Source organism: Pantoea allii (assembly GCF_046529425.1).
Taxonomy (GTDB): Bacteria; Pseudomonadota; Gammaproteobacteria; order Enterobacterales; family Enterobacteriaceae; genus Pantoea; species Pantoea allii.
Window position 1 is genome coordinate 3,639,323 of record NZ_CP125958.1, and the last position, 20,089, is coordinate 3,659,411.

Annotated in this window: 21 protein-coding genes and 1 pseudogene; 7 read left to right on the forward strand and 15 right to left on the reverse strand. The window is 57.5% G+C overall.

Going from position 1 to position 20,089, the window contains the following annotated elements; genetic code table 11:
* Window positions 1-72: 72 nt before the first annotated feature.
* Window positions 73-1,233, forward strand: coding sequence for a pyridoxal phosphate-dependent aminotransferase (locus QNH99_RS17245; RefSeq protein WP_410516973.1), 1,161 nt, complete (start codon window positions 73-75; stop codon window positions 1,231-1,233).
* Window positions 1,221-1,994, forward strand: a complete 774-nt coding sequence (locus QNH99_RS17250) for an amidohydrolase (RefSeq protein ID WP_410516974.1) — start codon at window positions 1,221-1,223, stop codon at window positions 1,992-1,994. The genes QNH99_RS17245 and QNH99_RS17250 overlap by 13 nt, the downstream gene beginning before the upstream one ends.
* Before the next feature lie 37 nt (window positions 1,995-2,031).
* Here the strand turns inward: QNH99_RS17250 and katG are convergent, their stop codons facing one another.
* From katG to hpxU, 10 genes are all read right to left on the reverse strand, one after another.
* A complete protein-coding gene (gene katG, locus QNH99_RS17255) occupies window positions 2,032-4,227 on the reverse strand; it encodes a catalase/peroxidase HPI (RefSeq protein ID WP_241567289.1) in 2,196 nt (731 codons plus the stop codon).
* Between the two features lie 136 nt (window positions 4,228-4,363).
* A complete protein-coding gene (gene uraH, locus QNH99_RS17260; protein ID WP_410516975.1) occupies window positions 4,364-4,699 on the reverse strand; it encodes a hydroxyisourate hydrolase in 336 nt (111 codons plus the stop codon).
* A complete protein-coding gene (gene uraD / locus QNH99_RS17265; RefSeq protein WP_063878535.1) occupies window positions 4,696-5,190 on the reverse strand; it encodes a 2-oxo-4-hydroxy-4-carboxy-5-ureidoimidazoline decarboxylase in 495 nt (164 codons plus the stop codon). The genes uraH and uraD overlap by 4 nt, the downstream gene beginning before the upstream one ends.
* Window positions 5,191-6,444, reverse strand: a complete 1,254-nt coding sequence (gene hpxK / locus QNH99_RS17270) for an allantoate amidohydrolase (protein WP_410516976.1) — start codon at window positions 6,442-6,444, stop codon at window positions 5,191-5,193.
* Entirely contained in the window at window positions 6,441-7,676 is a 1,236-nt protein-coding gene (locus QNH99_RS17275) for a pyridoxal-phosphate-dependent aminotransferase family protein (protein ID WP_109718278.1), read from the reverse strand. Before QNH99_RS17275 ends, hpxK begins: the two co-directional genes overlap by 4 nt.
* 21 nt (window positions 7,677-7,697) lie before the next feature.
* Window positions 7,698-8,429, reverse strand: coding sequence for an amino acid ABC transporter ATP-binding protein (locus QNH99_RS17280; RefSeq protein ID WP_014592994.1), 732 nt, complete (start codon window positions 8,427-8,429; stop codon window positions 7,698-7,700).
* Complete coding sequence (locus QNH99_RS17285) at window positions 8,410-9,066, reverse strand: amino acid ABC transporter permease (RefSeq protein ID WP_063881111.1); 657 nt, start codon at window positions 9,064-9,066, stop codon at window positions 8,410-8,412. The genes QNH99_RS17280 and QNH99_RS17285 overlap by 20 nt, the downstream gene beginning before the upstream one ends.
* Window positions 9,066-9,731 (reverse strand): amino acid ABC transporter permease, encoded by a 666-nt coding sequence (locus QNH99_RS17290; protein WP_063878532.1) that lies wholly within the window; start codon window positions 9,729-9,731, stop codon window positions 9,066-9,068. The genes QNH99_RS17285 and QNH99_RS17290 overlap by 1 nt, the downstream gene beginning before the upstream one ends.
* 10 nt (window positions 9,732-9,741) lie before the next feature.
* Window positions 9,742-10,527, reverse strand: coding sequence for a transporter substrate-binding domain-containing protein (locus tag QNH99_RS17295; protein ID WP_063878531.1), 786 nt, complete (start codon window positions 10,525-10,527; stop codon window positions 9,742-9,744).
* Window positions 10,528-10,718: 191 nt separating this feature from the next.
* Window positions 10,719-11,558: a MurR/RpiR family transcriptional regulator HpxU gene (hpxU, locus tag QNH99_RS17300; RefSeq protein WP_063878530.1), complete on the reverse strand. Its 840-nt coding sequence runs from the start codon at window positions 11,556-11,558 to the stop codon at window positions 10,719-10,721.
* Window positions 11,559-11,714: 156 nt separating this feature from the next.
* Between hpxU and QNH99_RS17305 the strand changes: the two genes are divergently transcribed.
* The 4 genes from QNH99_RS17305 to hpxZ are packed head-to-tail and all read left to right on the forward strand — an operon-like array spanning window position 11,715 to window position 15,273.
* Window positions 11,715-13,301 carry a gamma-glutamyltransferase family protein gene (locus QNH99_RS17305; protein ID WP_410516977.1) on the forward strand — a complete coding sequence of 529 codons (1,587 nt, stop codon included), beginning with the start codon at window positions 11,715-11,717 and terminating at the stop codon, window positions 13,299-13,301.
* Between the two features lie 12 nt (window positions 13,302-13,313).
* Window positions 13,314-13,496 (forward strand): oxalurate catabolism protein HpxX, encoded by a 183-nt coding sequence (hpxX, locus tag QNH99_RS17310; RefSeq protein WP_063878528.1) that lies wholly within the window; start codon window positions 13,314-13,316, stop codon window positions 13,494-13,496.
* Complete coding sequence (locus tag QNH99_RS17315) at window positions 13,493-14,893, forward strand: AtzE family amidohydrolase (protein ID WP_410516978.1); 1,401 nt, start codon at window positions 13,493-13,495, stop codon at window positions 14,891-14,893. The genes hpxX and QNH99_RS17315 overlap by 4 nt, the downstream gene beginning before the upstream one ends.
* Window positions 14,890-15,273, forward strand: a complete 384-nt coding sequence (gene hpxZ, locus QNH99_RS17320) for an oxalurate catabolism protein HpxZ (protein ID WP_145393678.1) — start codon at window positions 14,890-14,892, stop codon at window positions 15,271-15,273. Before QNH99_RS17315 ends, hpxZ begins: the two co-directional genes overlap by 4 nt.
* 124 nt (window positions 15,274-15,397) lie before the next feature.
* Here hpxZ and QNH99_RS17325 read toward each other — a convergent pair whose 3' ends face one another.
* Entirely contained in the window at window positions 15,398-16,303 is a 906-nt protein-coding gene (locus tag QNH99_RS17325) for a LysR substrate-binding domain-containing protein (RefSeq protein ID WP_410516979.1), read from the reverse strand.
* A 98-nt stretch (window positions 16,304-16,401) separates the two neighbouring features.
* Between QNH99_RS17325 and QNH99_RS17330 the strand changes: the two genes are divergently transcribed.
* Window positions 16,402-17,175, forward strand: a complete 774-nt coding sequence (locus QNH99_RS17330) for a 2OG-Fe(II) oxygenase family protein (RefSeq protein ID WP_063878524.1) — start codon at window positions 16,402-16,404, stop codon at window positions 17,173-17,175.
* A 52-nt stretch (window positions 17,176-17,227) separates the two neighbouring features.
* Here QNH99_RS17330 and QNH99_RS17335 read toward each other — a convergent pair.
* The 4 genes and pseudogenes from QNH99_RS17335 to QNH99_RS17350 all read right to left on the reverse strand — a co-directional run.
* Window positions 17,228-17,392 (reverse strand): annotated as a pseudogene (locus QNH99_RS17335) (acetylornithine deacetylase); the annotation flags it as partial.
* 153 nt (window positions 17,393-17,545) lie between these two features.
* A complete protein-coding gene (locus tag QNH99_RS17340; protein ID WP_063878522.1) occupies window positions 17,546-18,220 on the reverse strand; it encodes a DUF1028 domain-containing protein in 675 nt (224 codons plus the stop codon).
* Window positions 18,217-18,651 carry a RidA family protein gene (locus QNH99_RS17345; RefSeq protein ID WP_063878521.1) on the reverse strand — a complete coding sequence of 145 codons (435 nt, stop codon included), beginning with the start codon at window positions 18,649-18,651 and terminating at the stop codon, window positions 18,217-18,219. The genes QNH99_RS17340 and QNH99_RS17345 overlap by 4 nt, the downstream gene beginning before the upstream one ends.
* A gap of 17 nt (window positions 18,652-18,668) precedes the next feature.
* Window positions 18,669-19,934, reverse strand: coding sequence for a flavin-containing monooxygenase (locus QNH99_RS17350; protein ID WP_096011035.1), 1,266 nt, complete (start codon window positions 19,932-19,934; stop codon window positions 18,669-18,671).
* Window positions 19,935-20,089: the final 155 nt, after the last annotated feature.

Here is a 20,089-nt window from a genome sequence, read left to right on the forward strand (position 1 = left end):
TAGCATCCTGTTTATAGTGGCATCAACTAAGGGTTTCTCCGCTACCGTTTTTGCGCGTAAGGCTACCTAATCATGACGCAGTCCAACCTGACGCCCGAGAGCAAACTGCCTGCACTCGGCACAACGATATTCACGCAAATGAGCGCGCTGGCACAGCAGCATAATGCCATTAATCTTTCCCAGGGGTTTCCGGATTTTGACGGTCCGTCTTACCTGCAGGAGAGGCTGGCTTACCATGTCAGCCAGGGCGCGAATCAGTATGCGCCCATGACCGGCGCACAACCGCTTCGCGAAGCTATTGCGGATAAAACCGCCGCGCTCTACGGCTATCGCCCCTGCGTTAACGACGACATCACCGTGACGGCAGGCGCGACAGAAGCGCTTTATGCCGCCATCACCGCCCTGGTGCGGCCCGGTGACGAAGTGATCTGTTTCGATCCCAGTTACGACAGCTATGCGCCTGCGGTGGAGCTGGCAGGCGGTATTCTGAAACGCATCACGTTGCAGCCGCCGTTGTTCGCGGTGGACTGGTCGGCGTTCTCCGCGCTGTTAAGTGACAAAACCCGCCTGGTCATTTTAAACACGCCACATAATCCTTCAGCCAGCGTCTGGCACCAGGCGGACTATGCCGCGTTGTGGCAGGCGATCTCTGACCGGGAAATCTATGTGCTGAGCGATGAAGTCTATGAGCACATCTGCTTTGCCGAGGCAGGCCATGCCAGCGTGCTGGCCCATCCCGCGTTGCGCCAGCGTGCAATTGCGGTGTCATCCTTTGGCAAAACCTTTCACATGACCGGCTGGAAAGTGGGCTATTGCGTTGCGCCTGCCGCTATTAGCGCCGAGATCCGCAAGATCCATCAATACCTGACGTTTTCCGTGAACACGCCGGCTCAATTGGCGATTGCCGATATGCTGCGCCAGCATCCAGAGCACTACCGCGAACTTCCCGATTTTTATCGCGCGCGCCGTGATCGGTTGATGCAGGCGCTGAGCAGCAGTCGGTTCCGCCTGTTGCCGTGCGAAGGCACCTATTTTCTGCTGATGGACTACAGCGCGATTTCCGATCTGAACGATGTGGAGTTTTGCCAGTGGCTGACGCGCGAAGTGGGCGTCGCGGCGATTCCCCTGTCGGTGTTTTGTGCCGGACCTTTCCCCCACAAACTCATCCGGTTGTGCTTTGCGAAACAGGAAGCCACACTCGATGCAGCAGCGGAGCGGTTATGTCGACTTTAGCGATAACGCTGCTACAGGAGCCCCTGACGTGGATGGATGGCGAGGCCAACCTGCGCCATTTCGATCGGATCTTAGCCAACCTCACGCAACGGGATGTGATTATTCTGCCGGAAATGTTTACCACCGGCTTTGCGATGGAAGCCGCCCAGTCGGCGCTACCGCAGGCGCAGGTGGTCGAGTGGTTAGGACAGCATGCGCGGCGCTGTGATGCGCTGGTGGGCGGCAGCGCCGCCATTCATACTGCGGAGGGCGCCGTAAACCGTTTTCTGCTGATTGAGCCGGATGGCACGTTACATCAGTATGATAAACGTCACCTGTTTCGCATGGCCGACGAGCAGCATCACTATATTGCCGGTAAGGCACGCACGGTGATTCAGTGGCGAGGCTGGCGTATTTTGCCGCAAATCTGTTATGACCTGCGTTTTCCGGTGTTCTCGCGTAACCGGGATGATTACGATCTGGCGCTGTATGTCGCTAACTGGCCGGCACCGCGCACCCTTCACTGGCAGGCGTTACTGCTGGCACGGGCGATTGAGAATCAGGCATTTGTTGCAGGCTGCAATCGCGTGGGCAGCGATGGCAATCAGCACGAGTACAGTGGGGACAGTCGGATTATTTCGCCACAGGGCGAGATTCTGGCGGCAGGTGAATCCTGCAAAGCAGGCAGCGTTGATGCCGCGTTATCGCTGTCAGACCTGCGGGCATACCGCGAACGGTTCCCGGCCTGGCGCGATGCTGATGGCTTTACGCTAACGGAATGACGTCACCCCCGGACAGGCCGGGGGTGATTCAGGATTACTACAGGTCGAAACGATCCAGATTCATCACTTTCGTCCAGGCCGCCACGAAGTCAGTAACAAACTTCTGTTTTGCGTCGCTGCTGGCATAAACTTCTGCCAGAGCACGCAGAATGGCGTTGGAACCGAACACCAGATCGGCACGCGTCGCGCTGAATTTCACCGCTCCGTTCTGACGATCGCGGCCTTCGAAGATCTCTTCACTGCCGTCAGTCGCACGCCATGCGGTGCGCATATCCAGCAAATTCACAAAGAAATCGTTACTCAGGACGCCCACTCGGTCGGTAAACACGCCGTGATGGCTGCCGTCAAAGTTGGTGCCCAGTACACGTAAGCCACCCACCAGCGCGGTCAGCTCTGGAGCACTCAGCGTCAGCTGCTGCGCTTTGTCCAGCAACAGGGTTTCTGTCGATGAACCACCCTGTACGCGACGGTAGTTACGGAAACCATCGGCCAGCGGTTGCAGCACGTTAAAGGATTCCACATCGGTTTGATCCTGACGCGCATCCACACGGCCTGGGATAAACGGCACCTGTGCGGCAACGCCTGCTGCGGCTGCGGCCATTTCGATACCGACGCTGCCCGCCAGTACGATCACATCAGCCAGCGAAGCCTTACCGGATTCCTGCTGAATCTGCTGCAGTTTAGGTAATACGTCGTTAACCACGCTGGCGTTTACCGCCCAGCTATTCTGTGGTGCCAGCGCCAGACGGGCACCGTTAGCACCACCACGTTTGTCACCGCCACGGAAGGTCGATGCAGACGCCCAGGCAACAGACACCAGCTGGCTGACCGTCAGGCCCGACGCAGCGATTTTCGCTTTCAGTTCGCTAATATCGCCTGGCGTCGGCTGATGCGTAGGCTGCGGTAACGGGTCCTGCCACAGTAAATCTTCCTTTGGCACTTCAGGACCGATGTAGCGCGCTTTTGGCCCCATATCACGGTGGGTCAATTTGAACCAGGCGCGGGCAAAGGCTTCGTTAAAGGACTGCGGATCGTTCAGGAAACGGCGAGAAATCTTCTCGAACTCTGGGTCGAAACGTAACGTCAGATCCGTCACCAGCATGGTCGGCTTGCGCTTTTTCGCCGGATCGAACGGGTCCGGAATAATGTCGTCGGCATTGACTGCTTCATACTGAATAGCACCGGCCGGGCTGTGCGTTTTTACCCATTCGTATTTGAACAGGTTCTCGAAGAAGTAGTTGCTCCACTGCGTTGGTGTCTGCGTCCAGACCACTTCAAGACCCGAGGTAATCGCATCTGCACCCACGCCGCTACCATGGTTATTGCTCCAGCCAAAGCCCTGCGCTTCGATAGGTGAGGCTTCAGGATCGACGCCCACGTGGCTCGCAGCGGCGGCACCGTGGGTTTTACCCAGGGTGTGACCACCCGCAATCAGCGCGACGATCTCTTCATCGTTCATGCCCATGTTGCCGAAGGTGGCGCGAATAGCAGGCGCGGCAGAGGCCGGATCGCCACTGGCGTTGGGGCCTTCCGGGTTGACATAAATCAGGCCCATTTCTGTGGCGCCCAGTGGCGCATTCGCCAGGCTTTCTGGATGGCGATGTGCCAGCCACTCGGTTTCATGACCCCAGTCCACGTCCATATCCGGTTCCCAGACGTCTTCACGACCGGCACCAAAACCGAAGGTACGGAAACCTGAGTTTTCCAGCGAGACGTTGCCGGCGAGGATATAGAGGTCGGCCCAGGAGATTTTCTGGCCGTATTTCTGTTTCACCGGCCACAACAGGCGACGGGCTTTATCAAGGCTGACGTTATCTGGCCAGGAATTCAGCGGGGCAAAGCGCTGTTGACCACGACCTGAACCCCCACGGCCGTCGATGGTGCGGTAAGTACCGGCACTGTGCCAGGCCATACGGATAAACAAGCCAATGTAGGTGCCCCAGTCGGCAGGCCACCAGGATTGGGAGTCGGTGAGCAACGCCCGGATGTCGGCTTTCAGCGCAGCATAGTCCAGCTTGCTGAATTCTTCGCGATAGTTAAAGTCTTCGCCGAGGGGATTTGAACGATTGGAATGCTGGTTCAGCAGGTCCACGCGCAGCATATTTGGCCACCAGTCGCGATTGCTGGTGCCACTACCGGCTCCGCGAGCCAGAACGCTTTCTTCTTCCGATTTACCGTGATGAAAGGGACATTTTCCTGAAGCGGCTACATCATTATCTTTTGGCGTGCTCATTATCGGCTCCGTTGCCTTCACATTGTCATCCTTAAGATAACCCTGGTGTTAGCAAGAATATATTCGGATGGGCCGAAGGTTTTGATAGCCGGTAGCTCTCAAGCGCAGCGGAAAAGTGCCGCGCCTGATAACCCCGTCAGCTGCCGCGATAGGTAGACCAGCTCCAGGGCGAGATTAAAAATGGCAGATGGTAATGGCTGCCGCTTGCAGCAATCACGAAATCGATTTGCGCACTGACGTACAGCGCATCCCGTCCGGTCACGCGAAAGTAGTCGCCAATCGCCGCCGTCAGGCGGTAATGGCCTGGCGCGATCGGCTCTGGCGTCAAGTCCTTGAGGCGACCATCGCCGTCGGTGACGCCGCGGGCATAAGTTGACCAGCCTTGTGCCGTGCTCTGTTCCAGCAAGATTGCCACGTCAGCCGCGGGTTTCCCCAGCGCGGTATCCAGAATATGGGTGCTGATTGTGCTCATGAAAAACTCTCCTTAAGCCGTAGCAGGGTGATCTCACGCAGCTGTTCCAGCGCTTCTTGCTGCTCGGTTTCGTGGTCGTTGTCCAGCCGCCGTGTGAGTTCGTCCAGCAGGTTTTGCGCGCTGCGCCCTTTTGCCCGGATCAGAAATACCCGATTAAAACGCGCCTCATAAGCCTGATTTCCCCGCAGCATTGCCTGCTGCAGCCCGTCGTCCGCCTGGTGCATGGCGGCTTGTTCACTGCGCGATAAACATTTTTCAATACCGTTGCCCTGCACCTTGTCACCGATTCGCGGATGCGCCGACAGGGCAAAATTGAGGTCTTCTGTCTGCCAGTCAGCTGTCAGCCGTTGTGCTTCGGCAATCAATGCCTCAAGGCTGTGAAAGGGGCGCGCCGCCACCATCGCCTGCTGCCAGCGTGGAATCGCGACGCAGTGCGACAGCGCAAGCTGAGCGGCGGCGTCGGGTAACTGATTAAAGGTGACGAGATCCATTTAGTGCTGCTCCGCAAGGTGGCAAACGGCCTGCAAATAAGCCTGAACGGCTGGGCCGACATCTGCTTCCTTAACCGATTCCGCCGGATGATGGCTAATGCCGCGATGGTTGCGCACAAACAGCATCCCTACCGGCCAGCGTTCCGCAATCGCGATAGCATCATGGCCTGCGCCGCTGGGCAGTGCCAGACTGCGCCCCTGTACGGTTTCAATCGCGTGGCTCAGCGCCTGCTGTAACCTCGCATCGCAGGCCGTCGCCGCAATGCGGTAATATTCATGAGACGTAAAGGTCAAACCCCGACGCAGCGCAATGGCTTCCGCCTGGGTCAGTAACGTGGACAGCAGCGACTCAAGCGGCGCGTCCTCCGGCCCACGCACATCGAGCGACAGGTTCACCTCGCCCGGAATAACGTTGACCGCGCCCGGTGCACAGCTAAGCGTGCCTACCGTTGCCACTAACTGCCCCGGTTGTTCGCGCGTCGTGTGTTCAATAAATACCATCCATTCTGCCGCCGCCGCCAGGGCATCTTTACGGTGGTTCATCGGCACCGTACCGGCATGTCCGGCTTCGCCCGTAAAGCTGCAGTTCAGGCGGCGGGCACCGTTGATCGCTGTGACAACGCCCAGCGCGAGATCGTCCTGCTCCAGGCAAGGTCCCTGCTCGATGTGCAACTCCAGATAGGCCACGATATCGCTGACGGCACGCGCAGCACGCGGGATCTGGGTAGCATCCAGTCCCACATCGCGCATCGCCTGAGAAACGGTAATGCCGTTGCCATCCGGATGCGTTGGCCAGCTGTCGGGCCAGGTACCGGTGATACCACGACTGCCGAGTAAGGTGATGCCAAAACGCGTGCCCTCTTCATCACCGAAGCCGATGACTTCAATCGCCAGCGGCAGGCGATGCTGATGATCGCTCAGCCACTGCACGGTTTCGATGGCGCTCAGGACGCCCAGCATCCCGTCGTAGCGGCCCGCATTGCGGACCGTGTCCAGGTGCGAACCTAATAACAGCGCCGGGGCACCGGGCTGGGCGGCCTCATAACGACCGCAAATATTGCCGACGGCATCCTGCCAGACCGTCATGCCGGCGGCCTGCATCCATTCGCCGACGCGCGCATTGGCTCGCAGGTGCTCTGGTGACAGGTAAACCCGTGTCAGCCCCTGATCGCTTTCGCTGATCTCAGCCAGCGCGTCACAGCGCGCCATGATACGCCGGGCGGCAATCTGAGCCTCGCTGGCATTCATCATCATGCATGGCTCCCGTAGTGATCCCAGGCGGCCTGCGAACCGGCACCCTGTGGCGCACGGTAGCCCACGTGCGCCAGCACCATTTCCAGCGCCGCCAGGGTTTGCATCACGCAGTCTTTACGGGCGTTGTAACCCATGGTGCCAATGCGCCAGACTTTGCCGTGCAGCGGGCCAAAAGAGGTACCGATTTCAATGCCGAAATCCTCCAGCATCAGTTTACGGACCTGATCGCCATTGACGCCCTGTGGAATCACCACGCCTAAAACGTTACTCATCTTGTTACTGAGATCGCCAAAGGTTTCCAGTCCCATTCCCTGAATGCCTTTCAGCATGGCTTCGCCGTGCAGTTTGTGGCGCGCAATACCGTTATCCAGGCCTTCCTGCAGGATCAGACGCGCACATTCGCGCGCGCCAAACAGCGCGCTGGTGGCTTCAGTATGGTGATTGAGTCGTTCCGGGCCCCAGTAATCCATGATCATGCCGAGATCGAAATAGTTGGAGTAGATCATCTCGTCGTCGCCATCCTGATGCGCGTCGGTGCGAATCCCCTGCTCCACGCATTTACGCTTGCGGATCACCGCCGCCATTTCATCGCTCAGGGTGACGGGCGAGGTACCCGACGGACCGCCCAGGCACTTCTGCATACCTGCGGACACGGCATCCAGTCCCCATGCATCGGTTTCCAGCGCATTTCCCGCCAGCGACGCGGTGGCATCGGTGTAAAACAGCACGCCATATTTTTTGCAGATTGCGCCCAGCTCAGCCAGCGGCTGCAGCATGGTGGTGGAGGTGTCGCCCTGCACGGTCAGCAACAGGCGCGGTTTGACTTTTTTGATGGCGTCTTCGACCTGATCTGGCGTGAAGACCTCGCCCCATGGAACGTCAATCGTGTGCACCTCGGCACGGCAGCGGCGGGCAATTTCGCACAGCAGATGGCCGAAACGCCCAAACACCGGCACCAGCACTTTATCGCCAGGGCGAATTGTCGACAGCAGAATCGCCTCAATACCGGCGCGGGAAGTACCGTCGATCAGCAGCGTCCAGCGGTTTTCCGTGCGAAACACGCCGCGATACAGCGCCATCACTTCATTCATATAGTGCGTCATCGCCGGATCGTACTGTCCGAGCAGTTGGCTCGACATCGCACGCAGCACGCGCGGATCGGCATTGATGGGGCCAGGCCCCATTAACAGACGCTGAGGGGGATTAATTTGTGGAAATTGAGAGATATCCATAGTGAATTCCTTGTTAAGCACTCAAAGACGCACAGAGGAAATAAACTGCTTTAGCTCCGCCGTCTGCGGAGAGGCGAACAACGTTTTACTGTCGCCCTGCTCCCAGACGCGCCCCTGATGCATAAAGACCACACGATCGCCCACGTCGCGGGCGAAGTTCATTTCATGGGTGACGAGAATCAAGGTCATGCCTTCTGCGGCAAGCTGCTCCAGCACTTTCAGCACTTCGCCGACCAGTTCAGGGTCCAGCGCAGAAGTAATCTCATCACACAGTAATACGCGGGGTTCCATGGCCAGCGCCCGGGCAATGGCAACGCGCTGCTGCTGACCGCCAGACAAACTGGAAGGGTAATAATCCAGTCGCTCGCCCAGCCCCACTTTTTCCAGCATACGGGCCGCCAGTTCCCGGCACTCCGCCTGGCTTTTTTTCAGTACCCGACGCGGTGCCAGCATGACGTTTTCCAGCGCCGTCATATGCGGGAACAGGTTGAAGTTCTGAAACACCATGCCCACTGAACGGCTGATTTCCCGCGCCTGAGAATCACGGTCGGTAATCGTCATGCCGCCCAGTTTAATGCTGCCATCCTGATAGCCTTCCAGCCCGTTCATGCAGCGCAACAACGTACTTTTACCTGAACCGCTGCGGCCGATAATGGAGATCACTTCTCCCATATCGATATCCAGATCCACGCCTTTAAGAACATGGTTGGTGCCGTAATACTTCTGGACCTGATTAATGGTGATGAGCGGCATTAAATTTTTTCTCCAGATACTGGCTGTAACGCGACAGCGGATAACACAGCAGGAAGTAGCCCAGTGCGACCAGCCCAAAGACTTTAAAAGGCTGATAGGTCACGTTATTCAGAATGGTGCCGGCCTTGGTCAGCTCGACAAACCCGATGATCGACGCCAGGGCCGTGCCTTTAATCACCTGCACCGCAAATCCCACCGTCGGGGCGATAGCAATGCGAATCGCCTGCGGCGCGATCACCCGCGTCAGCGTCTGGCCAAAACCAAGCCCGAGGCAGCGTGATGCTTCCCACTGTCCTTTGGGCAGGGCCTGAATACTGCCGTGCCAGATATCCAGCAGAAATGCGCTGGTATAAAAGGTCAGCGCCAGCGATGCAGCAGTCCAGGGTGCTACGTCAATACCGAACAGCCCTACGCCAAAAAAAGCCAAAAACAGCTGCATCAGCAGCGGCGTGCCCTGAAACAGTTCGGTATAGGCACGAATCACCCGCGTCAGCCATTTACGCTTTAACAGGCGTAAAAACAGCAGAGGTAACGTGACGAGCGTGCCGCCTAAAAAGGCCACCAGCGACAGGGCGATCGTCCAGCGTGCGGCCAGCAGCAGATTGCGCAGGATGTCCCAGTCAGTAAAGGTTGTCATCATGCCTGCACTCCCAGCCATTTGCGGCCAATCGCCAGCAACAGCTGACGCATCACAATCGACAACGCCAGGTAGATCAACGTGGTCACCGAATAGACTTCAAAACTCAAAAAGGTGCGCGACTGAATCAGGTTGGCGGCGAACGTCAGCTCCTCGTAAGAGACCTGCGAGACGACCGACGATCCCAGCATCACAATGATGCACTGACTCACCAGCGCCGGATAAATTCGCTGCAGCGACGGTGGCAACACCACGCGCAGAAACGTCTGGCTGCGCGTCAGGCCCAGCACCCGTCCGGCTTCCCACTGCCCTTTTGGCGTGACCTGAATACCGGCACGGATGATTTCTGTACTGTAGGCACCAAGGTTGACCAACATGGCAAGCAAGGCCGCTTCACCGGCTGTCAGCTTCAGCCCCAGATTGGGCAAGCCGAACACAATAAAAAACAGCTGCACCACAAACGGCGTGTTGCGTATCAGTTCAACATAAAGGCCCCACAGGCGACTTGGCCAACTGGGTTTACCACTGCGAAGCGCCGCGCCGATGATACCGATGCTGACGCCGCCGACCGTGGCCAGCACGGTTAACTGGATCGTCACCCACAGGCCGGAGAGCAACTCCGGCCAGTACGGCCACAATGCAGGGAAATTAAGTTGCCCGGTCATTGCTCCGTCCTTATGCGCCCAGGTTGGCTGGCAGCGGCGCTTTCAGCCACTCTTGGGATAATTTATTCAGCGTGCCGTCTTTGATCGCCTGGTCAATCAGCGTATTCACTTTGTCTTTCAGCGCGGGTTCGTCTTTCTTCAGCCCGATATAGCACGGTGAGTCTTTCAGCATGAACTGCGCAACAGGGGCTTTAGCCGGGTTCTGACGCGTAATGGCGGCGACCACCAGGTTACCCGTTGCCACGTACTGCACCTGACCAGAGAGATAGGCAGATAAGGTGGTGTTGTTATCTTCGTAACGTTTCACCTGCGCATCCTTAGGGGCCACCTCGCTCAGTACCATATCTTCTACTGCGCCACGGGTGACGCCGACAGATTTACCGCTCAGCGCCGCTGCATCTTTCAGATGTTCGCCTTTAGGACCAAAAACGCCCAGGAAGAACGGCGCATAGGCCCGGCTAAAATCAATCACCTTTTCGCGTTCGGGATTTTTCCCCATGCTGGAGATGACTAAATCGACTTTATCTGTTTGCAGGTAAGGTACGCGGTTCGCGCTGCTGACCGGCACCAGCTGCAACTTAAGTTTCATCTGTTTGGCCAGATACTTTGCCATGTCGATGTCATAGCCCTGAGGTTGCAGATCGGTCCCTACTGAGCCAAACGGTGGAAAATCCTGGGGAATCGCCACCCGCAGTACGCCGCGTTTCTGGATATCCTGCAGTTGATCGGCCAGCACGTTGCCCGCCTGCACCATCAGTACTGCCGCTGCTGCGACCGCCATCAAAACTTTTTTCATTATGCACCCCGGTGAGATTATGTGAAACAAAAGATTCTTATAGCTGGCATTCTGCAACTAATGTGCCAACGCGGTTGCACGATTAAAAAAGCGGATGAAGGGCGAAGAGAAGGCATTAGTGGTGATGAGGCAGATCCCGAGCGGCCTCGGGAGATGGTCCAAAAAGGGGCAAAGCACCAAAATGGTGCCTGCTAACGGTGCTCCAGCTCGTCAAGCTGGTGATAAAGATCGGCGATATGATGGATGCGCTGGCGTCCGTCTGACAGCAATTCATGCAGCAAGGCATTGGCAAGCAGGTTCACCAGGCTCATGGCCGATGCGTAGCTGTCAAAGGCTGAAACGCTGTCCAGCGGGGCGCAAAACTGCCAGCGCGCCAGGGAAATCACGCTCTGCGCCTGGGGCTCACACAGCGCCAGTACAGGGATTCCCGCGCTTTGCAGCTGCTGCATCAGCGGTTGGATAATGCGGGTGCGCCGTCGAAAAGCGATGACCACCACCATATCGTCGGGCGTAATATCCACCAGATCTTCGGCCAGCGTCTGTCCGGGCTGGGGCAGAATATGCACCTGCGAACGCGTCTGTATCAGCTGCTGGCGCAGGTGCAGCGCCACCGGATAGGCGTTACGCATACCAACGATATAGATACGTTTAGCCTGTGCCAGCTGGGCAATGACTTCAGTAAACTGCTGGGCATCGATGCTGTTCACCCACTGTGTAAGATTGGCCATCTCTTGCTTGTAATGGCGCGACAGTAAGGTATTGCCCTGCACCGCATCCCGGTTATCCGTCAGCGGCATACCGCTCTGGCGCAGGGTGCGCAACTCATCACGCATATCTTTGTATTTGTCATAACCAAGCCGCCTGAACAGCCGACTGACCGTGGCTTTTGACACGCCGCTCAGGCGCGCCAGCTCGGCACTGTTATAGCTAATCAGATCGTCGAAATGGTCAAAGATAAAATCGGCAATGCGCTGCTCTTGCGGCGAAAGCTGGGGATAATGCGTTTTGAGCCTTTCATCAAGCTGTTTCATTCAGGTCCTGTAACTTTTGTTTCAACCGCGGGGTTTGACAGAAGCTAGCATAATTTGGGCCAGGTAAACCTGTCCAGAGACGTTGCGGTGATAAAAACTGGAACGGCTCTTGCTTAGTTATTTGCTCTGTACCCTGAATAACACAATGAGAAGAGCATGATTCAGAGCAATATGGCCCCGCTGGGCATGGCGGTAACGCCTCATCATCTGGCCAGTGAAAGTGCGCTGGCAGTGCTACGCGACGGCGGCAATGCGATTGAGGCAATGGTCGCCGCCGCCGCCACGATCACTGTCGTGTATCCGCATATGAACGGCTTGGGTGGCGATGGCTTCTGGCTGATTATGCCGGGCAAAGGCGACCCGATCGCTATCGACGCCAGCGGCAGAGCCGGTTCTCTCGCAACCATCGACTTCTATCAGGGTGAAACACAGATTCCACACCGCGGGCCCAAAGCGGCATTGACCGTGGCAGGCACGGTAAGCGGCTGGCACGAGGCGTTAACGCTGTCAGCCGAGCTCGGCGGTACATCCCTGTCTCTGCCACGATTACTGCGTGACGCCGTGCGTTATGCGGCAGATGGCATTCCGGTTACGGCCTCACAGGCGGCGGCGACTCGCAGCAAGCGTGAAGAGCTACAGCATCAACCCGGCTTTTCCGCCCTGTTTTTGCCCGATGGCGATGTCCCGGCGGAAGGCAGTCGTTTTACCCAACCCGATCTGGCCCGCACGCTGAGTCTGCTGAGCGAAGAAGGGCTGGAAAGCTTTTATCGTGGCACGCTGGCGCATCATCTGGCAGGCGAAATGGTTAACCTGGGCATTCCTGTCACCCTGGCCGATTTACAGGAGCAACGAGCCCGCCGGGTCACACCGCTGCATGTCAGCCATAGCGAAGGGGATATCTGGAATATCACGCCGCCGACACAGGGGCTGGTTTCTCTGGCGATTTTGGGCATTACCGATCATCTGGATATGGCCAATGCCGATGAAGCGCAAACCATTCATCGCATCGTCGAAGCCACAAAAAAAGCCTTTGCTCTGCGCGATCGGCACATCACCGATCCCCGTCATGTGGTTGAAGATCTGCAGGCCCTGCTCGACAGCGATCTGCTCGCCACGATCGCCAGCCAGATTGACGATCACCGCGCTGCGCCGTGGGGAACCGGTCGTGGGCCTGGCGATACCGTCTGGATGGGCGTGATGGACAGTAGCGGGCTTTCCGTCTCCTTTATACAAAGTATTTATCATGAATTTGGCAGTGGCGTGGTTCTGCCCGGCACCGGGATCGTCTGGCAAAACCGTGGGGCGGCTTTCAGCCTCGATCCCGATCATCTGCTGGCGCTGGCACCCGGCAAACAGCCTTTCCACACGCTCAATCCTGCCGCTGCGCGCCTGAAAGACGGCCGCACAATGGTCTATGGCTCGATGGGCGGCGACGGACAGCCTCAAACCCAGGCAGCGATTTTTACCCGGCATGTGATACAGGGAATGCCGCTTCAGCAGGCAGTGAGTGCACCCCGTTGGCTGTTGGGCCGTACGTGGGGACAGACCTCTGACTCCCTGAAGCTGGAGAGCCGTTTTGCGCCTGAGACGCTGGAGCAGTTACGCCAGCTAGGCCATGAGGTGGAGTCGCTTCCGGCATTCAGTGAGGCCGTCGGCCATGCGGGGGCCATTGTTCGTCACAACAACGGTATGTTCGAAGGCGCAAGCGATCCACGCAGCAACGGCAGCGCCGCCGGTTTCTGACAGGAGTAAATGATGAATGATATTGAGTGGGCGGCTTATATCGCCCAGATGGAGCAGATCCTGAATCTGGAGCTGGATGAGGCACGCCGTGCAGCACTGCTGATCCAGATGACGCGTATTGCCGCTATGGCGGCACCGCTAATGGCTTATCCGCTGGACGATCGGCTGGAAGTGGCGGGAGTGTACCACGCATGAAACTGGACGAGGTTTCCATTCAGGCACTTCAACAGGCGATTCAGCGCGGGGATATCAGTGCCCGTGAAGTGGCAGAGCAGACGCTGACGGCAATAGAGAAACAGAATCCGCAGCTTAATGCCTGGACGGATATCACTGCAACGCGGATGAGGCAGGAAGCGGACGCGGTCGACCAACAGCGACTGCGCGGTGAGGCCTTACCGCCACTGGCGGGCATTCCCTATGCGGTAAAAAATCTGTTTGATGTGCAGGGCTATTCGACGCTGGCAGGGGCCGCATTATTCAGCCAGCGCCCCGCCGCGCAGCAGGATGCCTTTGCCGTGACGCGACTTCAGCAGGGGGGCGCACTGCTTTCCGGCATGGTCAATATGGATGCCTATGCTTACGGCTTTACGACAGAAAACAGCCACTATGGCGCGACGCGCAATCCGCACGATCTGGCGCGCATCGCCGGTGGCTCATCCGGCGGTTCGGCGGCAGCCGTGGCGGCCGGGCTGGTGCATTTTTCGCTGGGCACGGATACCAATGGCTCGATCCGCGTGCCGGCTTCGCTGTGCGGGATCGTTGGGCTGAAGCCGACCTTTGGTCGTCTGTCCCGCAGCGGCAGCCATCCGTTTGTCGCCAGTCTGGATCATATCGGCCCCTTTGCGCGTCGGGTGGACGATCTGGCGCTGATCTACGATCTGTTGCAGGGTAAGGACAGTGCGGATGCCTTCCAGGCAGACCAGCCGCAGGCTGCATCCTTGCCTTTGCTGAAACAGGGCGCGCAGGATTTACGCTGTGCCGTGCTGGGTGGTTTCTTTTCAACGTGGTGTAATGATGATGCGCGCACCGCCCAGATGCAGACCGCCAAAGCGTTACAGGCTGACGAAGAGGTGATCATGGCGGAAGCGGAACTGGCTCGCTCAGCCGCCTTTATCATGACCGCTTCGGAAGGCGGCAACCACTATCTGCCCGCACTACGTCAGCACCCCGAACAGTTTGAACCGCATTCCCGTGAACGCCTGCTGGCGGGCGCAATGCTGCCTGGTGCCTGGTATGTGCAGGCACAACGCTTCCGCCGTCATTTCCAACAGCAAATACTGCCGTTGTTTGATCGGTTTGATGTGCTGATTGCCCCTGCCACACCCTGCAGTGCCCCGCTGATTGGTCAGGAGACGATTGCCATTAACGGACAAAACTTGCCGACCAAGGCCAGCATGGGCATGTTAACCCAGCCGATCTCTTTTCTCGGCCTGCCCGTCTGTACTGTTCCGCTGGCAACGGCAAGCGGCTTGCCGATTGGCATACAGTTAATCGGCGCGCCGTTTAACGAACAGGCGGTATTGCGGGCGGCTTTTGCCCTTGAACAGCAAGGTCTGACATTTTCTCCCACCAACGTGGCTGGAGCCTCATGAACACCGACGAGATTAATCGCACTGACGTGCTGGACGCCGTAACCGCCGCATTCTACCGCTATGAACAGGCGCTAACAGGCAACGATATTGCCGTTCTGGATGAGCTGTTCTGGCACGATGCACGGACGGTGCGTCTGGGTGCCGGAGAGAATTTATACGGCATTGATGAGATTCGCGCTTTCCGCGCCGCCCGCCCTTCGGCGGGACTGGATCGCACATTGCAGAATACCGTGATCACGACCTTTGGCGATGCTTTTGCGGTATGCAGTACCGAATTCACCCGCGCAGGCACTGAAAAAATTGGTCGTCAGCAACAAACCTGGGTGAAATTCCCCGCAGGCTGGCGCATCGTCGCGGCCCAGGTCAGCCTGATGAGTTAACCAAGCCGCGTTAAACTCCCCGTAGCGCCAGAGGCAAGGACGCCTCGCTTTATCTAAGATCGCCCAGGCTGTGACTGCCCGCGCACAACGCTGCAACGACTGATCACCGCCAGCCGAATGCGCTTTATTCCCCTGCAGCGCGTTCGCGCAACCAGGCGATCATCTCCTCGCTTCCTTCCTGGTTGCCAGTGCGATTAGGCCAGGCAAGGTAATAGGGCTTACTGAGCGGTAAACATAACCCATCAATGGCCACCAGCGCGCCCCGCGCCAGTTCCTGGGCAATCATCTGGCGTTGTCCCAACAGCAGCCCCGCCCCGGCGACCGCCGCATCAATCGCCAGTGAGGTGAGGTTAAACGTCAAACCCGGCTGAGCATTGGGTTCGGCCATGCCTTTTGCCTCAAACCAGGCTGGCCAGTCAGGCAGAAAACGCCCTTCTTTTCCCCAGTCGAGATGAATCAGTGGCGCCTCATTGAGGATATGTGCTGCAGAAAACGTGTTGACCAGCGCGGGGCTGGCGACCGGGAATACCTCATCGTGAAACAGATACTGTTTGTTAAGCTTGGGACAGGCGTCTTCACCAAAACAGATGACAAAATCCGCCGGGGTTTTACTGAAGTCCACTTCGGCGTGCGTGCCATGTAGAGAGAGACCAACATGTGGGCAGCGCTCGCGCCAGTGGTGAAGATGCGGTAATAACCATTTTGACGCCAGCGCGGGAAGCGCATACAGCGTAAGCTGAGCGGCGGTGTCCTTGCGCCCGATGTTTCGTTGCCCCAGTTGCAGAATATCGAAAGCCTCCGACACATAGCGAAGATATTGCTTGCCGATATCCGTCAGCATCACGCCGTGCTGGGTGCGTAAAAACAGCGCACATCCAATATGCTCTTCAAGCTGACGAATTTGCTGACTGACTGCGGCTGGCGTTAACGCCAACTGCGCTGCCGCCTTCGTCAGGCTGCCGGTTTCCGCAGCCACCTTAAATGACTGAATAACGTTGATTTTAGGCAGGCGCGACGACGGCGTGGGCATTAAGGCTTCCTTATCAGGGTGTTAAATATTTATTGGTATTCAGTACGATCGGACCCCGTTAAAGTGATATCTCACTCTTGAAACGCGGGAAGCAAACGATGCCTGAAGCTCTGGTACGTACTGACTTACATCCTCTGTCCAGTCATGACTGGCGTCAACACTGTCGGACGCAACTTAACCAGCAAGGTGCACTGGTGCTGCCTGATTTTTTGCAGCCCGCCGCCCTACAAGCCATCGTCGCAGAAGGTGATGCGCAACGCCATCGTGCTTACCATACCCAAAGTAAGCATAACGTCTATCTGATGAAAGCGGACCCAGACTTCAGCGATACGCATCCCCGCAACCGCGAAGTCAGTAGCACCAAAGGGTGCATCACTGACGATGTGATTGCGCCGGATTCCCCTTTGCGTCAGCTTTACGACGATGCACTTTTTCAGTCTTTTTTGTGTGAGGTGCTTGAAGAAGAAGCGTTGTATCCGTACGCCGATCCCTTGTCTTCCATTAACCTTCACTATGCGCCGCACGGCAAAGAACTGGGTTGGCATTTTGATAACTCTTCGTTTGCCATCACGTTGCTGGTGCAGAAACCGGTGGGTGGTGGACGGTTTCAGTATGTGAAAGACCTGCGGAATGCCGATGCGGGCGAGATGAATTATGCGGGCGTAGCCGCGGTGCTGGATGAACAGCAGCCGGTCGATGAGCTGGCGATTGAAGCCGGGGATTTAGTGCTGTTTCGCGGGCGTAATTCCCTGCATCGCGTCACGCCCACCGAAGGCGACGTGACACGTATGCTGGCGGTGCTGGCCTATAACACCGCGCCAGGCATTGCGTTATCAGAGACCGCGCGCATGACTTTTTATGGCCGGCTGTAAAAACGGGATGAGCCGATAATCTGGCTATGCGGTGCGATCTGCCCCGCATGGCTTACCCGGTTGAGTTCGTGGGCGTTAACGCCATCCACTGACGCAGGTTGTTCAACATCGTCATACAACGTTCCAGCCGTTCGATACTGACAAACTCATCCGCTTTATGTCCCTGCGCCATGCTTCCCGGCCCACAAACCAGGGTCGCCACGCCAATGTCGTCAAATGATTGGCTTTTTTACCGCTGTCATCATGCAGCCACTGCGTCTTAACGCCTCTGACCGGCAGGTAGTCGTCAATAAACTGAATCAGTGCCAGGTTTGACGCCCGGCTGGTTATGTCAAAAGCCAGCAGTGAGGCCAGAAGCGCACGCAAACCCTCATTCATCGCCGGGAACGCCATAGGCTGGCGCTTCACGCGGGTCCAGTGCGCGCGTGACATAGGCTTCCATCTGCGGTTCATAGGCAAGCCACAGTTGCGTCAGTTGCCCGACAGGATCATGCTCAGTCCAGTCAATGCGCAGATCTACCAGCGGCCAGGTATAGTCGTCCACCAGTTTGAGCGCGGCAGAATGTAACGGCCCGGCCTCCCCGCCCGCCGCCACGCCAGCCTGAAGGGCGGCAAGAAGCCGACTGGCCAGTTCACCGGAGGCCGCGTCATAAGCCGCACACATTGCTGCCGTCACGCCTTTATCCGCCAGCATATTGCCTGCGGCGATACAGTTTTTGCCTTCAGTCACGCTCCCGATGCCCAGCGTCTTGCTGCCACTGAAAAACGCCGTATTGCCCTGAATATCGATCGCGGCGACCTGACGGTAATCACTGAATCTGTCGTCAGCCAGCGCCAGCTTGAGCGCCACGTTCAGATCCCTGCCCTGATCCAGATGCACCAGAATCTGCTGCCCCAGAGAAGGCAGCGTAATGTTCTGGCTCGCTACCGCGCCCACGCCCGCCTGCAGCCAGGGACAGCGCGCCCCCACGGCTATGCTGGATGAGCTGATGGCAATACCGAGTTGACCGGTTTCTTCACAACGTGCCGTTACCGATAAGGTCATTGCATCGCTCCCTGTTTCCAGTCATCCGGAATCACCGCAATGACATCAATTTCCATCAGCCACTGCGGCTGTGCGAGCGCCGAAATCACCAGGCCCGTAGAGACAGGGAAGACGCCTTTAAGCCACTTTCCTACTTCCCGGTAAACCGGCTCGCGATAACGCGGATCGGTAATATAGGTGGTGGTTTTGACGATATGCGACAGATCGCTTCCTGCCTCTTCCAGCAGTTGCTGCACATTTTTCATCGCCTGCGCGGCCTGGGCAGCCGGATCGCCCAGGCCCACCAGATTACCGTCGAAGTCGGTGCCAACCTGACCGCGCAGATACACCGTGTTACCTGCACGTACGGCCTGGCAGAGATCGTTGTCCAGCGTTTGATTGGGATAGGTTTCTTTGGTGTTAAACATCCGAATACGAGTATGAGTCGGCATAATGACAATCTCCTGGTTCAATTTTCTGAAGCGGCACGGTAATCCTGATACTGACGTTGGATAGCGATGTGGTCGGCGACATATTTTGCGTCATGCCACACGCCCCAGATAAACGAGGAGCCCCGGCGTGACTGCCAGGGTAGCCCGAGAAAATAGAGCCCGGACTCGGTGGAGACGCCGCGTTGATGGACCGGTCTGTTCTTCTCGTCAAAGGCGTTAACCTTCAGCCAGGCGTAGTCGGTGGCGTAGCCCGTCGCCCAGATGAGGGTGGTGATCCCTGCGCGGACGAGATTGAGTGACTGCACAGGGTGCGAGACACTTTCCGGATCGGGCAGAAACACGCGCGCGCCAGGATCTTCGGGCAAATCCAGCCCATGGCGCTCAACCCAGGCATCTGCCGCGTCAAGCAGGGATAAATAGTTTTCATCACCTGAGGCAATGTTTTGCGCCAGATCGGGCTTGAAAGTCACCTCATCGCCTGAAAAGCGTTCCGTCAACCCGACCAGGTTGATGCCCTGTTGCGCCAGCCTGCGAAAGTCGACTGTATGACCGCCGCGCGCACCGCTGACGGCAATGGTGACGTGTTCTTTACCGGGTTGACCGGCTGCCGCATCCCACAGACCAAGCACACCTAACCACCAGCAAAAGTCCCGGTTGCGATAGCGTCGAGGTGGCCGATCGTGCGGCCCAACCGAGAGCCAGACGTCTTTTCCTGCACGCTGAAGCTCATCGGCAATCTGCACCCCTGATGAGCCCGCGCCGATAACCAGCACGCCGCCTTCAGGCAGTTGTTGTGGATTACGATAGTCCGCTGAATGCAACTGGGTGAATCGCGCATCAGTGGGCGCAATGGCGGGAATGATGGGCTTCTGGAAGGGACCGGTGGCAACGACCACACGCTGTGCAACAATCGGGCCTTCAGAGGTAGAGACGTCGAAACCGCTGCGCCCGACACGAGGCACTACGCTGAGGACCTCGACGCCCGTTTTGACAGGCGCGTCAATGTGCCGTGCATACGCGTCAAAATAGTCAGCAATCTGTTCTTTAGAGACAAAGCTGTCCGGGTTCTGGCCCGGAAACGTCATGCCGGGAAACCGGTCGTGCCAGGCGGGACCGTTGGCGACCAGAGAATCCCAGCGGCGCGTCCGCCACGCCTCAGCAATACGATGTTTTTCCAGGACACAATGCGGAATGCCGAGCCGCCCCAGGTGCTCGCTCATGGCGATGCCAGCCTGTCCTGCCCCAATCACCAGGGTGTCTGTTTCTTGCTCTGTTATTGTCATTCCATCATCCTCAAGCCCGCCGTTTCAATGACGTGTTCCTGACACGCGCTAGCGCCAAGACTATTTGAGGCAGATGAATGGGTAAAATATTATAAAGCTAATATCTGAATAAGAAATTAATAAGCAGAGGATGCACACCTGATTATTAAAGCCAC

What these genes read in the sequence shown, in the direction of transcription:
- QNH99_RS17315 (WP_410516978.1), top strand. Translation starts at nt 13,493, where the DNA reads ATGAAACTGGACGAGGTTTCCATTCAGGCACTTCAACAGGCGATTCAG.
- QNH99_RS17340 (WP_063878522.1), bottom strand. Translation starts at nt 18,220, where the DNA reads ATGACCTTATCGGTAACGGCACGTTGTGAAGAAACCGGTCAACTCGGT.
- QNH99_RS17280 (WP_014592994.1), bottom strand. Translation starts at nt 8,429, where the DNA reads ATGCCGCTCATCACCATTAATCAGGTCCAGAAGTATTACGGCACCAAC.
- hpxU (WP_063878530.1), bottom strand. Translation starts at nt 11,558, where the DNA reads ATGAAACAGCTTGATGAAAGGCTCAAAACGCATTATCCCCAGCTTTCG.
- katG (WP_241567289.1), bottom strand. Translation starts at nt 4,227, where the DNA reads ATGAGCACGCCAAAAGATAATGATGTAGCCGCTTCAGGAAAATGTCCC.
- hpxZ (WP_145393678.1), top strand. Translation starts at nt 14,890, where the DNA reads ATGAACACCGACGAGATTAATCGCACTGACGTGCTGGACGCCGTAACC.
- hpxK (WP_410516976.1), bottom strand. Translation starts at nt 6,444, where the DNA reads ATGATGATGAATGCCAGCGAGGCTCAGATTGCCGCCCGGCGTATCATG.
- QNH99_RS17350 (WP_096011035.1), bottom strand. Translation starts at nt 19,934, where the DNA reads ATGACAATAACAGAGCAAGAAACAGACACCCTGGTGATTGGGGCAGGA.
- QNH99_RS17245 (WP_410516973.1), top strand. Translation starts at nt 73, where the DNA reads ATGACGCAGTCCAACCTGACGCCCGAGAGCAAACTGCCTGCACTCGGC.
- QNH99_RS17325 (WP_410516979.1), bottom strand. Translation starts at nt 16,303, where the DNA reads ATGCCCACGCCGTCGTCGCGCCTGCCTAAAATCAACGTTATTCAGTCA.
- QNH99_RS17250 (WP_410516974.1), top strand. Translation starts at nt 1,221, where the DNA reads ATGTCGACTTTAGCGATAACGCTGCTACAGGAGCCCCTGACGTGGATG.
- QNH99_RS17275 (WP_109718278.1), bottom strand. Translation starts at nt 7,676, where the DNA reads ATGGATATCTCTCAATTTCCACAAATTAATCCCCCTCAGCGTCTGTTA.
- uraH (WP_410516975.1), bottom strand. Translation starts at nt 4,699, where the DNA reads ATGAGCACAATCAGCACCCATATTCTGGATACCGCGCTGGGGAAACCC.
- hpxX (WP_063878528.1), top strand. Translation starts at nt 13,314, where the DNA reads ATGAATGATATTGAGTGGGCGGCTTATATCGCCCAGATGGAGCAGATC.
- QNH99_RS17295 (WP_063878531.1), bottom strand. Translation starts at nt 10,527, where the DNA reads ATGAAAAAAGTTTTGATGGCGGTCGCAGCAGCGGCAGTACTGATGGTG.
- QNH99_RS17330 (WP_063878524.1), top strand. Translation starts at nt 16,402, where the DNA reads ATGCCTGAAGCTCTGGTACGTACTGACTTACATCCTCTGTCCAGTCAT.
- QNH99_RS17345 (WP_063878521.1), bottom strand. Translation starts at nt 18,651, where the DNA reads ATGCCGACTCATACTCGTATTCGGATGTTTAACACCAAAGAAACCTAT.
- uraD (WP_063878535.1), bottom strand. Translation starts at nt 5,190, where the DNA reads ATGGATCTCGTCACCTTTAATCAGTTACCCGACGCCGCCGCTCAGCTT.
- QNH99_RS17285 (WP_063881111.1), bottom strand. Translation starts at nt 9,066, where the DNA reads ATGACAACCTTTACTGACTGGGACATCCTGCGCAATCTGCTGCTGGCC.
- QNH99_RS17305 (WP_410516977.1), top strand. Translation starts at nt 11,715, where the DNA reads ATGATTCAGAGCAATATGGCCCCGCTGGGCATGGCGGTAACGCCTCAT.
- QNH99_RS17290 (WP_063878532.1), bottom strand. Translation starts at nt 9,731, where the DNA reads ATGACCGGGCAACTTAATTTCCCTGCATTGTGGCCGTACTGGCCGGAG.